We start from the raw sequence: 14805 nt of genomic DNA on the forward strand, positions 1-14805 counted from the left end.
ATTCACTGTGAGCCGGATAACCATGTCGTCACTGCCCAAATACCAGGAGATCTACCGGCGCTTTCGCCAGGCCATCGACCAGGGCCAACTGCGCCCCGGTGAGCGGGTGCCGTCGGTGCGCAGCCTGGCCCAGGAACTGAAGGTGGCCCGGGGCACGGTGGAGACGGCCTACCAGTTGCTGGTGAGCGAAGGGTTCTTCCTGGCGCGGGGCCAGGCGGGAACAGTGGTGGCCGAGGCGTTGCCGCAGCGCTCGATCAAGTCGTTGCCGGTTGAACCCGAACCCGTGGCGCCGGCGTCGGCCCCGCGCCTGTTGCAGTTGGGCTTGCCGGCGCTCGACAGCTTTCCGCGCAAGCTGTGGGCGCGGCTGGTCACCCGGCAAGTGCGCCGAGTCGATGTGAACAGCCTGGCCATGGGCGATGTGCGTGGCGCCCGCTCGCTGCGTGTGGCGATCGCGCAATACCTGGCGCTGTACCGGGGCGTGGAGTGTTCGCCGGAGCAGGTGTTCGTGTGTGCCGGTTACTCGGCGTGCCTCGCGCTGGTGTGTGATGCGCTGCAGATGGCCGGCCAGCCATGCTGGTTCGAAGACCCGGGCTACCTGCATGCGCGGCAACTGCTGCTGCACCTGGGGGTGCAGTTGGTCCCGGTGCCGGTGGACCACGACGGGCTTGATGTGGAGGAGGGCGTACGGCGTGCGCCCGGCGCCCGGCTGGCGATTGTCACCCCGGCCCACCAGAGCCCGCTGGGGGTCGCCCTCGGTACTGCGCGGCGCCATCGCTTGCTCGATTGGGCACAGGCCCACGGCGGCTGGGTGGTGGAAGACGACTACGACAGTGAATTTCGCTACAAGGGCCAGCCCCTGGCCGCGCTCAAGAGCCAGGACACGGCCGACCGGGTGATCTACTCCGGCAGTTTCAGCAAGATGCTCTTCCCGGGGCTGCGCCTGGGTTATCTGGTGGTGCCTCGGGCGCTGCTCCCGGCCTTTGAGGCCAGCGCCGGCGTGCTGCAAAACCGCAGCGCCGAATTGTTGCAAGCCACCACGGCGGACTTTCTCGACCAGGGCCATTTCACCCGTCACCTGAAAAAAATGCGCCAGCTCTACACCGCGCGGCGCGGCTTTCTGGTGGAGGCACTGGCCAGTCATTGCGGGGCGCTTTTGCAGGTGGATGAGCAGTCCGGCGGGATCAACCTGCTGGCGCGGCTGCGGGTGGACGTCTGCGATCAGGCCGTCGCTGCGGCCGCCGCACGTGCCGGGCTGGGGATACAGGCCGTGTCGGGCTGGAGTATCGAGCCCGGCGGTCAGCAAGGCCTGTTGATGGGCTTCACCAACCTGGCGACTCGCCAGCAAGCGGTGCAAGCGGCGCTGGTGTTGCGCGAGGTCATCGACGGCGCTTTATGAACACCGGTTGAACATCTTCATTCGCCACATTGGCCCCGAGCTTCTACCCTGAAGGCATAGCCCTCAGGACGCCAAGCGCTCATGTACAAAGACCTGAAGTTCCCGGTTCTGATCGTACACCGCGACATCAAGGCCGACACCGTTGCCGGCGACCGCGTCCGGGGCATCGCCCGGGAGCTTGAGCAGGAGGGCTTCAGTATCTTTTCGGCGGTGGACTACGCCGAGGGTCGCCTGGTGGCTTCGACCCATCACGGCCTGGCCTGCATGCTGATTGCCGCCGAGGGGGCCGGGGAAAATACCCATCTGATGCAAAACATGGTGGAGCTGATCCGCCTGGCGCGGGTGCGGGCGCCAAACCTGCCGATCTTCGCCCTCGGTGAGCAGGTCACCCTGGAAAACGCCCCGGCCGATGCCATGAGCGAGCTGAACCAGTTGCGGGGCATTCTTTATCTGTTTGAAGACACCGTGCCGTTTCTTGCCCGGCAAGTGGCCCGTGCGGCCCGCGCCTACCTGGATGGCCTGTTGCCGCCATTCTTCAAGGCCTTGGTGCAGCACACGGCGGATTCCAATTATTCCTGGCACACCCCCGGTCACGGCGGCGGCGTGGCCTATCGCAAGAGCCCGGTGGGGCAGGCGTTTCATCAGTTCTTCGGGGAAAATACCCTGCGTTCGGACTTGTCGGTGTCGGTGCCGGAGCTCGGCTCGCTGCTGGACCACACCGGCCCGTTGGCCGAAGCCGAGGCCCGGGCAGCGCGCAACTTCGGCGCCGATCACACCTACTTCGTGATCAATGGCACCTCCACCGCCAACAAGATCGTCTGGCACTCGATGGTGGGCCGGGATGACCTGGTGCTGGTGGACCGCAACTGTCACAAGTCGGTGTTGCATTCGATCATCATGACCGGCGCCATCCCGCTGTACCTGTGCCCGGAGCGCAATGAACTGGGGATCATCGGGCCGATTCCCCTGAGCGAGTTCAGCCCCGAGTCGATCCGCGCCAAGATCGACGCCAGCCCGCTGACCCGAGGCCGACCGGCCAGGGTCAAGCTGGCGGTGGTCACCAACTCCACCTATGACGGCCTGTGCTACAACGCCGAACTGATCAAGCAGCAACTGGGCAACAGTGTCGAGGTGCTGCACTTTGACGAGGCGTGGTATGCCTACGCGGCGTTTCATGAGTTCTTCGCCGGGCGCTATGGCATGGGCACTTCGCGCACGGCCGACAGCCCGCTGGTGTTCACCACGCACTCCACGCACAAGCTGCTGGCGGCGTTCAGCCAGGCGTCGATGATCCATGTGCAGGATGGCGGCGTGCGCAAGCTGGACCGCGACCGCTTCAACGAAGCGTTCATGATGCATATTTCCACCTCGCCGCAGTACAGCATCATCGCCTCCCTGGATGTGGCGTCCGCAATGATGGAAGGGCCGGCGGGGCGGTCGTTGCTGCAAGAGATGTTTGACGAGGCCCTGAGCTTTCGTCGCGCCCTGGCCAACCTGCGCCAGCATATCGCCGCTAAAGACTGGTGGTTTTCCATCTGGCAGCCGCCGCTGGTGGCGGGCATTGACCGGGTGGTGACCGCAGACTGGCTGCTGCAACCCCAGGCCGACTGGCATGGCTTTGGCGATATCGCCGAAGACTACGTGCTGCTGGACCCGATAAAAGTCACCCTGGTGATGCCTGGCCTGAATGCCGGCGGGGCTTTGAGCGAGTGCGGAATTCCCGCTGCGGTGGTCAGCAAATTCCTCTGGGAACGTGGGCTGGTGGTGGAAAAGACCGGGCTGTATTCGTTCCTCGTGCTGTTTTCCATGGGCATCACCAAAGGCAAGTGGAGTACCCTGCTCACCGAACTGCTGGAATTCAAGCGCAGTTATGACGCCAACGTGAGCCTTGCTGTCTGTTTGCCATCGGTGTTTCAGCAGGGCCCGGCGCGGTATCAGGGATTGGGTTTGAAGGATCTGTGCGACCAGTTGCACAGCTGTTACCGCAGCAATGCCACGGCGAAGCACCTGAAGCGGATGTACACGGTACTGCCGGAAATCGCGATGAAACCGGCCGACGCCTACGACCTGTTGGTCAAGGGCGAAGTCGAGGCGGTGTCCATCGACGCTTTGCCAGGTCGGGTCGCAGCGGTCATGCTGGTGCCTTACCCGCCGGGCATTCCGTTGATCATGCCGGGTGAGCGCTTTACCGAATCGACTCGCTCGATCATTGATTACCTGGCGTTTGCCAGGACGTTCGATAGCAGTTTTCCCGGCTTTGTTGCCGATGTTCATGGACTGCAACATGAAGATGACGGCAGTGGTCGTTGTTACACCGTCGACTGCATCAAGGGTTAAGGATGTTTATGCAAGCTGTAATGAACCCGAAGTACCCGGGCCTCAGTGTCCGGGTGGCTGACGAAGGATTTGACGCCTACGTGTGGGGGAACGACTTCAGCTTTGAAGTCAACGCCTACGGCAAGCCGGAAATGGGCAAGCGCGTCGACCAGTGGGCGGTGGAGCGTATCGTGCCGTACCGCAAATGCTACGGCATCGACCCCGAGGAGTTCGCCAGCTTCCGTGACGCGGCCGACAGTGCGGTGTTCATGGCCTACCTCGATGACCGGCCCGTGGGGCATATCGTGGTCAGCACCAACTGGAACGGCTTTGCCCATGTGGATGAGCTGGCGGTGGTCTTGCCCGCGCGGCGCCACGGGGTGGCCAAGGCGTTGCTGGACGTGGCGCAGTTCTGGAGCCGCAAGAAGAACCTGCCGGGGATGATGCTGGAGACCCAGAACAACAACCTCGGTGCCTGCCGGCTGTATGAGCGCTGCGGGTATGTGATGGGCGGGATCGACCACCTGCGCTATCGCGGGATTGATCCGCAGACGCGCGAAGTGGCGATTTTCTGGTATCGGTTGTTCAAGACAGAATTGGAAGCAGTCTGAGCTGCACCGATGAATTGTAGGAGCCGTCGAGCTTTGGCGAGGCTGCGATAGCGGTGTGTCAGGCAACCTCTTTATCGACTGTGCCGCCGCCTTCGCAGCCTCGCTAAAGCTCGACAGCTCCCACATTCGATTTGCGCAACTCAAGTGCTTGCGACCGAACACACAGCTCCCAGACTTCCACCGACCCCCTGTGGGAGCCGTCGAGCCCCAGCGAGGCCGCGATAGCGGTAGATCAGGCAACCTCTTTATCGACAGTGCCGCCGCCTTCGCAGCCTCGCTAAAGCTCGACAGCTCCCACATTCGATTTGAGCAACTCAAGTACTTGCGACCGAACACACAACTCCCAGACTTCCCCCGATCCCCTGTGGGAGCCGTCGAGCCCCAGCGAGGCCGCGATGGCGGTGTGTCAGGCAACCTCTTTATCGACTGTGCCGCCGCCTTCGCAGCCTCGCTGAAGCTCGACAGCTCCCACATTCGATTTGCGCAACTCAAGTACTTGCGACCGAACACACAGCTCCCAGACTTCCCCCGATCCCCTGTGGGAGCCGTCGAGCCCCAGCGAGGCCGCGATAGCGGTAGATCAGGCAACCTCTTTATCGACTGTGCCGCCGCCTTCGCAGTCTCGCCAAAGCCCGACAACTCCCACATTCACGGCAATGTGCTTGTCAGCAGGTTTTCAGCCTTCTCGGTGACAATCTCCAGCAGCGCATTCAAGGCGGGCGATGGCTCGCTGCCCTTCAGGGTCAACGCATACAAGGTCACCATAATCGGCGGTGACAATGGGCACGCATCCAGCCCGGCTTCCCGTGCGCCGCTGGCGGTGAACGGGTCGACAATCGCCAGGCCTTCCCCGGCTTCTACCATGCTGCGCATCATCTGATACGTCTGCACCCGCGTTTGCACCACCGGCAGCGGGCGCAGGGCTTGCAATTTGCTGTCCAGCAGGCGACTCAGCGGGTCCTGGCCTTCAAGGCCGATCATCGACTGCCCGGCCAGTTCCTGTAGCGCAATGTACTTCTGCCGCGGCTTCAGCCAGCCATGGGGCGCGAGCAATTGCAGCTTGCCGTGGGCCAGCGGTTGGCTGTGGATTTGCGGGTGTTCCGGGTCGTGCAGGCTCAGGCCGAGGTCGGCTTCGTGCAGCAGCAGGCTTTTGACGATGTCCCGGGTGGAATGGCTGGAGAGGTTGCACGGCGTGTCTTGGAAACGTCGGCGCAGCACGGCGATCGCCTGGGGCAGCAGTTGATTGGCCAGCGGCGGGGTGCACAGTGCGCGCAAGGGCGGGGCATGATGGTGCTTAAGGCTGCTGGCCAGGCGTTGCACCGGCTCAAGGGCTGCATAGAGGTGGGCGATTTCGGCCTGCAGCTCAAGGGTTTCTCGGGTGGCCTGCAAGCGTCCGCGCACACTGGCAAACAGCATGAAGCCCAATTGCAGCTCGGCATCCTTGAGGGTAGCGTCCACATCGGCCACGGGCAGTTGCAACCATTCGGCGGCGGTGCCGAGGTGTCCGGTCTGTAAAATCGCTTGAATGACTTCGATATGACGTAAACGCATGGCCGGAGTCTATGTTCAGCGCGACGTGGATTCAATGGCTCAGGCCCGGGCGTGGAAAAAAGACCCGCCACGGCAGCGCCCCAACTAGACTTGCACGATCAAGTCCCTTGGCGCCTGCAACCAGCAGGTCATACAAAGGGCGTATCAACCAGAGGATCCACGGGGGAGCCTTATCGATGCTCGGTAAAACAGACACGCGCGGGTTTTCGTTGTGGGACCTGCTGGTGGTGGTGCTGGTGGTCGGCGTGTTGGCGGTTGCGGTGGGGCCGCGGATCTTCGGCGACGTGACTCAGTCGGAAATCGCCACGGCCAAGGTCCAGTTGAAAGAGCTGGGCAAGGCAGTCGAGCAGTTTCATCAGGATGTAGGGCGTTATCCTACCGACGACGAGGGGCTGGCGGTGTTGACGGTTCAGCCAGCGGGAGAAGGGAAGTGGCGGGGCCCCTATCTCAAGGATCAGGACATGCTGACGGACCCTTGGGGCGTGGCCTATCAGTACCACTATCCTCCCAGCCAGGCCAAAACCAACTTTGATCTGTTCTCGTTCGGCAAGGACCGGACACTGGGAGGCGTCGGCGATAATGTTGATATCGCCTATGGGGAATAACGTCTTATGAAGCGTGGATCGTGGCGGATTCGCGGGTGATGATAGTGCCCGACTGAATCAGCCTGAACTCATCGCCATCCAGTTTTTCTACGCGGTCGCCAATGGCCAGCTTGTAGGTGGTGGTGGGCGCCGAGCCAGCCAGGCCGTCGAGGGGCGGGTTGGATTCCTGGAACTCATGCACCGAATAAACGCGACCTTCCGCGTCTCTGGCATGGAACTGTCCGACAAGTACTGCTGCCATCTGTTTAGAACCTCTGGAGATAAACACTCGATTTGCGGTTCTGTAGACCGTAGGAGAGCGGGGTAGTTTACCTATTGAAAAAAAATACTATTCGTTGACTTTTTCAGACATTACTTACAAATCCATCTGCGGTGTAAACGTCCCTGGGGATTGCAAAAACGCGCTGGTGATAGCGTCGCGCAGGCTCTATAACTACAAACTCCTTAAGTCAGAAATCGGGAAACCCCAATGAGCAAGGTCTACACGATTGCCGTACTGGTCGGCAGCTTGAGAAAAGAGTCGATCAACCGCAAGGTCGCCCTGGCACTGGCCGAGTTGGCGCCCGCCAACCTCAAGTTGAACATTGTCGAAATTGGCGATTTGCCGCTCTACAACGAGGACATCGACGGTGCTGCACCGCCGGCAGCCTACAGTACTTTCCGTCAACACGTGCGTTCATCCGACGCGGTGCTGTTTGTGACCCCCGAATACAACCGCTCCGTGCCGGGTGTATTGAAGAATGCGATTGACGTCGGTTCACGTCCTTATGGCCAAAGTGTCTTCAGCGGCAAGCCGGGTGCGGTGATCAGTGTGTCTCCCGGAGCCATCGGCGGTTTTGGGGCCAATCACCATTTGCGTCAGTCGCTGGTGTTTCTCGATGTGCCGTGCATGCAGCAGCCGGAAGCCTATCTGGGCGGTGCGGGCAGCGTGTTCGATGAGTCGGGCAAGGTCTCGGAAAAGACCAAGCCGTTTTTGCAGGCGTTTATCGACGCCTATGGCAAGTGGGTGGAAAAACAACACGGCTGATCAGCCGTGCGAAAAAAGACCCCGCTATTTAAGCGGGGTCTTTTTTGTCTGCGGTCAGGCCGCGTGGTCGGCCACTACGGCGCTATTAACGCAGCCAGTTGGTTTTCGCCAACTCGATCACCTCATCACCGCGTCCGCTCATCACCGCCTTGAGCATGTACAGGCTGAAGCCCTTGGCCTGCTCCAGCTTGATGCTCGGCGGCATCACCAGTTCCTGGGTGGCGGTGACCACGTCCACCAGCACCGGGCCGTCGTGGGCCAGTGCGCGGCGCAGGGCCGGTTCCAGGTCTTCGGACTGCTCTACGCGAATACCGAGGATGCCCATGGCGTTGGACATGGCGGCAAAGTCCGGGTTTTTCAGCTCGGTGCCGGTATCCAGGTAGCCCGCCGCTTTCATCTCCATGGCGACGAAGCCCAAAGAAGAGTTGTTGAACACCACCAGCTTCACCGGCAGGTTCAGCTGCGCCAGGCTGATGAAATCACCCATCAGCATGGTGAACCCACCGTCGCCGGACATCGAAATCACTTGGCGCCCGGGAAACGCGGCTTGCGCACCGATGGCCTGGGGCATGGCGTTGGCCATCGAGCCATGGTTGAACGAGCCGATCAACCGGCGCTTGCCGTTCATTTTCAAGTAACGCGCCGCCCAGACTGTCGGCGAGCCAACGTCGGCAGTGAAGATTGCGTCGTCGTCCGCCAGTTCGCTGAGCAGGCGCGCAACGTATTGCGGGTGAATTGGCCGGCCGGCCTTTGACGGTTCCGCCAGGTCATCCAGCCCTTGGCGGGCTTTTTCATAATGCTTGAGCGAGGTTTCGAGGAAGCTGCGGTCCGTCTTGCGGGTCAGGCGCGGCAGCAGCGCCTGGATGGTCTCACTGACGTCAGCTGCAATGCCCAGGTCCAGCGTGGCACGCCGGCCCAGTGCCTGTGGGTTGCGGTCGACCTGGATAATTTTTGCGTCGGTCGGGTAGAACTGGCGATACGGGAAGTCGGTGCCGAGCATGATCAGCGTGTCGCAGTTGAGCATGGCGTGGTAGCCGGAGCTGAAGCCGATCAGGCCGGTCATGCCGACGTCGAACGGGTTGTCCCACTCCACATGTTCCTTGCCGCGCAGGGCATGCACCACGGGCGCGCCGAGGGCGTCTGCCAGGGCCACCACCTCATCGTGGGCGCCGGCACAGCCGCTGCCACACAGCAGGGTGACTTTGCCGCTGTGTTCGAGGATGTCGGTGAGGCGTTGCAGGTCCTGTTCCGCCGGCAACGTGCGCGGTGCCAGCAGGGCCGGCCACGGTTTGAATTTATCTTCTACTTCCAACAGTGACACATCCCCCGGAATCACCACCACCGCAACGCCGCGATTGAGGATCGCCGAGCGCATGGCACGGTGCAGCACGTGAGGCATCTGCTCGGGATTGGTCACCAGCTCGATAAAGTGGCTGCACTCCTTGAACAGTTCCTGGGGATGGGTTTCCTGGAAGTAGTTCAGGCCGATCTCGGAGGAGGGGATCTGTGCGGCAATGGCCAGCACCGGCACGTGGTTGCGATGGCAATCGAACAGGCCATTGATCAAGTGCAGGTTGCCGGGGCCGCAGCTGCCGGCGCATACGGTCAGCTCGCCGGTGGCGGCGGCTTCGGCACCGGCGGCAAACGCGGCCACTTCTTCGTGGCGCACATGCATCCACTCGATGCTGTCCATGGTGCGCAGGGAGTCGGTCAGGCCGTTGAGGCTGTCGCCGGTCAGGCCCCAGATGCGCTTGATGCCCGCCTGTTCAAGGGTGGTCGCCAATTGCTGGGCCAGGGTGATTTTCGCCATGAAGAACTCCAATCGTCAGTGAGGGTAAAAAGCTGCTGATCAGTTAAGGACAGTTCCATGGCGCTGAATGCTCCCCGCTCAATGTGAAGAATTGGTCATCGCAGCGCGATATTGCCGAGTGCGGCGGGCGATAAACAGTTGGTCTTTTATCAACGCCAGCAGCGGCGTCACCCCGGGTTTCGGCTGGCGGCCACGGCTCAGGCGGCGAAGCTGATAGCGCACCACTGCCATGCTCGCCAGGCTGGCCAGGGGTTTGCGCTTCCAGCGGATCGGCGGCAATTGCGGGTTGAGATCGCGGCCGGCGCGCCATTGCTTGATCAGGTGCGGCTCCAGGGTCAGCGCGGTGGCGATCCCGGCCATGGCGATGCCGCTGTCCAGGACTTGCTGCACGATCGGCAAGCGCCGGATGCCGCCGGTGACCATCACCGGCATGTTGGCGACTTTCGCCAGGTCGCTGGCCATCTCGATGAAATAGGCTTCGCGGGCCAGGGTGCGTCCGTCGCGAGCTTCGCCTTGCATGGCCGGGGCTTCGTAGCTGCCGCCGGACAGTTCCAGCAGGTCGATGGCCAGCGGGTTGAGCAGCTCGACCACGGCGTGGGCGTCGGCGGCGTCAAAGCCACCGCGCTGGAAGTCGGCGGAGTTGAGTTTCACCGCCACGCAGAAATCCGCGCTCACGGCGGCGCGCACGGCTTTGATCACTTCCAGCAACAGCCGAGCGCGGTTTTCAACGCCGCCGCCCCAGCGGTCTGTGCGCTGGTTGCTCAAGGGCGAGAGAAACTGGCTGAGCAGGTAGCCGTGGGCCGCATGGATCTGCGCACCGCTGAAACCGGCTTTTTCGGCGAGACGCGCGCTGGTGGCGAAGCGCGAGATGACGTCCTGGATATCGTCCTCGGTCATGGCCTTGGGTTGGGCGAACATCTTCGAAAAGCCGCCGAGATCGAGGGCCACCGCCGAAGGTGCCAGGGCCTGCTGGCCGAGGTTGGCCATGGTCTGACGGCCCGGGTGGTTGAGCTGTACCCAGAACTGCGCGCCCTTGGCCCGGCCAATCGCGGCCCATTGGCGAAACTTGTCCAGGTGACGTTCGTCTTCCAGCACCACGCCGCCGGGGCCGGTCATGGCACGGCGATCAATCATCACGTTGCCGGTCAGGATCAGGCCGGGCTCGCCGTCGGCCCAGGCTTGATACAAGCGCATCAGGGCCTCGGAAGGCGCCTGGTTCGCATCCGCCATGTTCTCTTCCATCGCCGCCTTGGCGATGCGGTTACTGATGAGCTGGCCGTTGGGCAATTGCAACACTTCAAAGGGCGACATGCTTGACTCCTCACATTGGGAGCGCTCAGGCTAAGCTTAAAGGTCACTTTAAGGTCAATGGGGTTGGCGATGAATATTGGTGAACTGGCGGAACGCAGCGGCTTGGCAGCCTCGAAGATTCGCTTTTACGAAGCCCAGGGGCTGATCCAGGTCGAGCGACAAGGTAATGGCTATCGCCGTTATCCCATGCAGACGTTGCAGACGCTGCAATTGATCCAGGGCGCTCAGCGCGCCGGTTTCAGCTTGCAGGAGTTGAAGGCGCTGATGCCCGACGATTCGCCGAGCGAGGCGAAACGCGCCGATATCGTCTTGAGGCTTGAGCGCAGGATTGCGCAGATAGAAGAGCTTCAAGCCCGAATGGACCAGAGCAAGGCAGAGTTACGCGCGGTGATCGCCACGATCCAGGCGCACCCGGAAGGCACGCCGTGCACCCAGGCGCAGGACAAGGTCTGGGCCTCAATCGAGGCGCATAAAAAAACGCCGCGCATCTGACGATACGCGGCGTTCGTTTACAGCAACAAAACCTTAGGCTTGAACCACAGGGATGTTGGCGCTTGCAGCAATTTCACGGAACTCGGCGATCTGGTCAAAACTCAGGTAGCGATACACGTCGCTGGCCATGGTGTTGATCTTCGCGGCGTATTCCATGTACTCCTCGACGGTCGGCAGGCGACCCAGGATGGAAGCCACCGACGCCAGCTCGGCCGAAGCCAGGTAGACGTTTGCGCCGTCACCCAGACGGTTCGGGAAGTTACGGGTCGACGTCGATACAACGGTCGAGTTCGGCTCTACACGTGCCTGGTTACCCATGCACAGCGAGCAGCCCGGCATTTCCATGCGCGCGCCAGCCTTGCCGTAGATGCCGTAGTAGCCTTCTTCGGTCAGTTGGTGAGCGTCCATCTTGGTCGGCGGCGACAGCCACAGACGGGTTGGCAGCTGACCCTTGACCTGATCCAGCAGTTTACCGGCAGCGCGGAAGTGACCGATGTTGGTCATGCACGAACCGATGAACACTTCGTCGATCTTCTCGCCAGCAACGCTGGACAGCAGACGGGCGTCGTCCGGATCGTTTGGCGCGCAGAGCACAGGCTCCTTGATGTCGGCCAGGTCGATCTCGATGATTTCAGCGTATTCGGCGTCAGCATCGGCAACCATCAGCTCAGGGTTGGCAACCCAGGCTTCCATCGCTTGGGCACGACGTTCCAGGGTGCGCGCATCGCCGTAGCCTTCACCGATCATCCAGCGCAGCAGGGTGATGTTGGAGTTCAGGTACTCGGTGATGGATTCTTTCGACAGCTTGATGGTGCAACCGGCAGCCGAACGTTCAGCCGAGGCGTCGGACAGCTCGAAGGCTTGTTCGATGCTCAGGTTGTCCAGGCCTTCGATTTCCAGGATACGGCCGGAGAAAGCGTTCTTCTTGCCTTTCTTCTCTACGGTCAGCAGGCCAGCCTGGATCGCGTAGTAAGGAATGGCGTGAACCAGGTCACGCAGGGTGATACCAGGCTGCATTTCACCTTTGAAACGCACCAGGATCGATTCCGGCATGTCCAGCGGCATGACGCCGGTGGCGGCGGCGAACGCTACCAGGCCGGAACCGGCCGGGAACGAAATGCCCATCGGGAAACGGGTGTGGGAGTCACCACCGGTACCGACGGTGTCCGGCAGCAGCATGCGGTTCAGCCAGCTGTGGATGATGCCGTCGCCCGGACGCAGCGATACGCCGCCACGGGTCATGATGAAGTCAGGCAGGGTGTGGTGGGTGGTCACGTCGATCGGCTTTGGATAGGCCGCGGTATGGCAGAACGACTGCATTACCAGATCGGTGGAGAAGCCCAGGCACGCCAGGTCTTTCAGTTCGTCACGGGTCATGGGACCGGTGGTGTCCTGGGAGCCGACGGTGGTCATCTTCGGTTCGCAGTAGGTGCCTGGACGAACGCCAGCCACGCCGCAGGCCTTGCCGACCATTTTCTGCGCCAGGGTGTAGCCCTTGTCGCTTTCAGCCGGGGCTTCCGGCAGTTTGAACAGGGTCGAAGGTGGCAGACCCAGCTCGGCGCGAGCCTTTTCGGTCAGGCCGCGGCCGATGATCAGCGGGATACGACCGCCGGCACGGACTTCATCCAACAGGACCGGAGTCTTCATTTCGAAGGTGGTCAGGACTTCATCGCTGTTGTGCTTGGTGACTTTGCCAGCATGCGGGTACAGGTCGATCACGTCGCCCATGTTCATGTTGGTAACGTCGAACTCGATTGGCAGTGCGCCGGCATCTTCCATGGTGTTGTAGAAGATTGGAGCGATCTTGCTGCCGAAGCAGAAGCCGCCAGCGCGCTTGTTCGGCACGTAAGGCACGTCGTCGCCGAAGAACCACAGTACCGAGTTGGTGGCCGATTTACGCGACGAACCGGTACCGACCACGTCACCGACGTAGGCGATCGGGAAGCCCTGGCCGCGCATTTCTTCGATCTGCTTCATCGGGCCGGTCTTGCCTTGCTCATCCGGCACGATGCCTTCACGGGCCATTTTCAGCATGGCCAGGGCGTGCAGCGGGATGTCAGGACGGGACCAGGCGTCCGGGGCAGGGGACAGGTCGTCGGTGTTGGTTTCGCCGGTGACCTTGAACACGCGCAGGCTGATCTTGTCGGCCAGGGTCGGGCGGTTCTTGAACCACTCGCCGTCGGCCCAGGACTGGATCACGGCTTTGGCGTGTTCGTTGCCGTTCCTGGCTTTTTCCGCGACGTCGTGGAAAGCATCGAACATCAGCAGGGTGTGCTTGAGTTGGGCGGCAGCGACGGGGGCCAGGGTGGCGTCGTCCAGCAGCTCGACCAGGGTCACGATGTTGTAGCCGCCTTGCATGGTGCCGAGCAGTTCAACAGCGCGTTTCTTGTCGATCAGGGGAGAAGTAGCTTCGCCCTTGGCCAGGGCAGACAGGAAACCGGCCTTGACGTAGGCAGCTTCGTCAACGCCTGGTGGAATGCGGTTGGTGATCAGGTCAACGAGGAATTCTTCTTCGCCAGCCGGGGGATTTTTCAGCAGCTCGACCAGGCCTGCGGTTTGTTCGGCGTTAAGCGGCTGGGGAACGATACCCAGGGCTGCACGCTCTTCGATATGTTTGCGGTAGGCTTCAAGCACAGTTATTACCCTCATCAGTGGTCCCACGGGACGCTCATCCAGAAATGCACGGCACGCATGCGCTCAGGGGCTTTTTGGGCCGTAGAGCCAGCGCTGCCGGCAATCCTCACAGAAGCTGCTTTCAAAGTTTTACGCCTGCAGAACGGAGCTGATGAGGGTTGGCGCTGGCTATTTACCGGGTAAATAACCATCGCCAACACCGTTCTTTAGGAACGACTGTGCTCGTGACGCTTTGAAAACAGCTTCCAACGGATTATTGGCGCCTTACAAGGCCGGATGATTCTACGGCAAAAAAATTCTAAACGTAAGTTGCCGCGCCAAGTTTGCAGGGTGATCAACCTTAGACAAAGGGCTAACATGTGCAACTGTTTCGCTGATTTGTGCGTTGTCGACCATGTATAACCAAACCATCAAGACCCCCTGCGTAGGCCTGTGCTCCACGGTTTACGGCGATCTTGTGTGCCGGGGGTGCAAGCGGTTTCACCATGAGGTGATTCAGTGGAACGGGTATAACGAGGAAGAAAAACGTGCGGTGTGGCTGCGGCTGGAGCAGTTGTTGGTGCAGGTGATGGCCGGGAAGCTTGAGGTGTTTGACCCGAAAATGCTGCGGGGGCAGCTGGAGCAGCGCAAGATTCGATTTGTACCGCATCAGTCGGAGTACTGCTGGGCCTATCAGTTGATTGCCCGGGGGGCTCGGGTGATCAGTAATCTTGAGGCTTATGGGATGGTATTGATGCCGGAGTTTCGGGATTGGGGGTTGCCTGAGTTGCGGGATGCGATTGATCGGGAGTTTTTTATTTTGTCCGAGGCGCATTATCAGCGGTATATCGCTCCGGGGTTTCTCAGGGATGCGTTTGGGGGGTGATTGAGTACATATCCGTTATTTGGGTAACGGCCGCTTATGGTTCCGCTCTTACAGCGGCTCACTTTGGAAAAGCCCCAAAGTAAGCAAAGGGCTCTGCCCCGCCTGTCGGCACCTCGCCTAGGCTCGGTGTTCCCTCACTCCGGCACCGCGAAGCGGGCCGCCGCTACGGGCCATCCATGGCCCGGCG

General features: G+C 61.3%; 12 protein-coding genes. 7 read left to right on the forward strand and 5 right to left on the reverse strand.

Annotated features, from left to right (window positions below; translation table 11 throughout):
- Positions 1–22: 22 nt before the first annotated feature.
- The 3 genes from HX821_RS07990 to HX821_RS08000 all read left to right on the forward strand — a co-directional run bounded on the left by HX821_RS07990 (position 23) and on the right by HX821_RS08000 (position 4323).
- Positions 23–1396, forward strand: a complete 1374-nt coding sequence (locus HX821_RS07990; protein ID WP_102605237.1) for a PLP-dependent aminotransferase family protein — start codon at positions 23–25, stop codon at positions 1394–1396.
- Between the two features lie 81 nt (positions 1397–1477).
- Positions 1478–3733: an arginine/lysine/ornithine decarboxylase gene (locus HX821_RS07995; protein WP_177035552.1), complete on the forward strand. Its 2256-nt coding sequence runs from the start codon at positions 1478–1480 to the stop codon at positions 3731–3733.
- A gap of 20 nt (positions 3734–3753) precedes the next feature.
- Positions 3754–4323 carry a GNAT family N-acetyltransferase gene (locus HX821_RS08000; RefSeq protein WP_003217028.1) on the forward strand — a complete coding sequence of 190 codons (570 nt, stop codon included), beginning with the start codon at positions 3754–3756 and terminating at the stop codon, positions 4321–4323.
- Between the two features lie 648 nt (positions 4324–4971).
- Here HX821_RS08000 and HX821_RS08005 read toward each other — a convergent pair.
- Positions 4972–5874, reverse strand: a complete 903-nt coding sequence (locus tag HX821_RS08005) for a LysR substrate-binding domain-containing protein (RefSeq protein ID WP_177035553.1) — start codon at positions 5872–5874, stop codon at positions 4972–4974.
- 176 nt (positions 5875–6050) lie between these two features.
- Between HX821_RS08005 and gspG the strand changes: the two genes are divergently transcribed.
- Positions 6051–6479, forward strand: coding sequence for a type II secretion system major pseudopilin GspG (gene gspG / locus HX821_RS08010; RefSeq protein ID WP_102369043.1), 429 nt, complete (start codon positions 6051–6053; stop codon positions 6477–6479).
- A 4-nt stretch (positions 6480–6483) separates the two neighbouring features.
- Here the strand turns inward: gspG and HX821_RS08015 are convergent, their stop codons facing one another.
- Positions 6484–6720, reverse strand: a complete 237-nt coding sequence (locus HX821_RS08015; RefSeq protein ID WP_003209248.1) for a hypothetical protein — start codon at positions 6718–6720, stop codon at positions 6484–6486.
- A gap of 228 nt (positions 6721–6948) precedes the next feature.
- On the opposite strand from HX821_RS08015, the gene HX821_RS08020 reads away from it, so the two are divergent.
- A complete protein-coding gene (locus tag HX821_RS08020) occupies positions 6949–7506 on the forward strand; it encodes an NADPH-dependent FMN reductase (protein WP_008431334.1) in 558 nt (185 codons plus the stop codon).
- Between the two features lie 85 nt (positions 7507–7591).
- Here the strand turns inward: HX821_RS08020 and poxB are convergent, their stop codons facing one another.
- Positions 7592–9316, reverse strand: a complete 1725-nt coding sequence (gene poxB, locus HX821_RS08025; protein ID WP_008431335.1) for a ubiquinone-dependent pyruvate dehydrogenase — start codon at positions 9314–9316, stop codon at positions 7592–7594.
- A 78-nt stretch (positions 9317–9394) separates the two neighbouring features.
- The gene (locus tag HX821_RS08030; RefSeq protein WP_177035554.1) at positions 9395–10627 is read right to left on the reverse strand and encodes an NADH:flavin oxidoreductase/NADH oxidase family protein; all 1233 of its coding nucleotides are present in this window, start codon (positions 10625–10627) and stop codon (positions 9395–9397) included.
- A gap of 69 nt (positions 10628–10696) precedes the next feature.
- Here HX821_RS08030 and HX821_RS08035 point away from each other — a divergent pair, with 69 nt between their 5' ends.
- Positions 10697–11119 (forward strand): MerR family transcriptional regulator, encoded by a 423-nt coding sequence (locus tag HX821_RS08035; protein WP_008431339.1) that lies wholly within the window; start codon positions 10697–10699, stop codon positions 11117–11119.
- A 33-nt stretch (positions 11120–11152) separates the two neighbouring features.
- Here HX821_RS08035 and acnB read toward each other — a convergent pair whose 3' ends face one another.
- Entirely contained in the window at positions 11153–13753 is a 2601-nt protein-coding gene (gene acnB, locus HX821_RS08040; protein ID WP_003209239.1) for a bifunctional aconitate hydratase 2/2-methylisocitrate dehydratase, read from the reverse strand.
- 394 nt (positions 13754–14147) lie between these two features.
- On the opposite strand from acnB, the gene HX821_RS08045 reads away from it, so the two are divergent.
- Positions 14148–14618 (forward strand): DUF1289 domain-containing protein, encoded by a 471-nt coding sequence (locus HX821_RS08045; RefSeq protein ID WP_177035555.1) that lies wholly within the window; start codon positions 14148–14150, stop codon positions 14616–14618.
- The last annotated feature ends 187 nt before the right edge of the window (positions 14619–14805 follow it).

Source organism: Pseudomonas sp. B6001 (assembly GCF_013386015.1).
In the GTDB taxonomy this organism is placed as follows: Bacteria; Pseudomonadota; Gammaproteobacteria; order Pseudomonadales; family Pseudomonadaceae; genus Aquipseudomonas.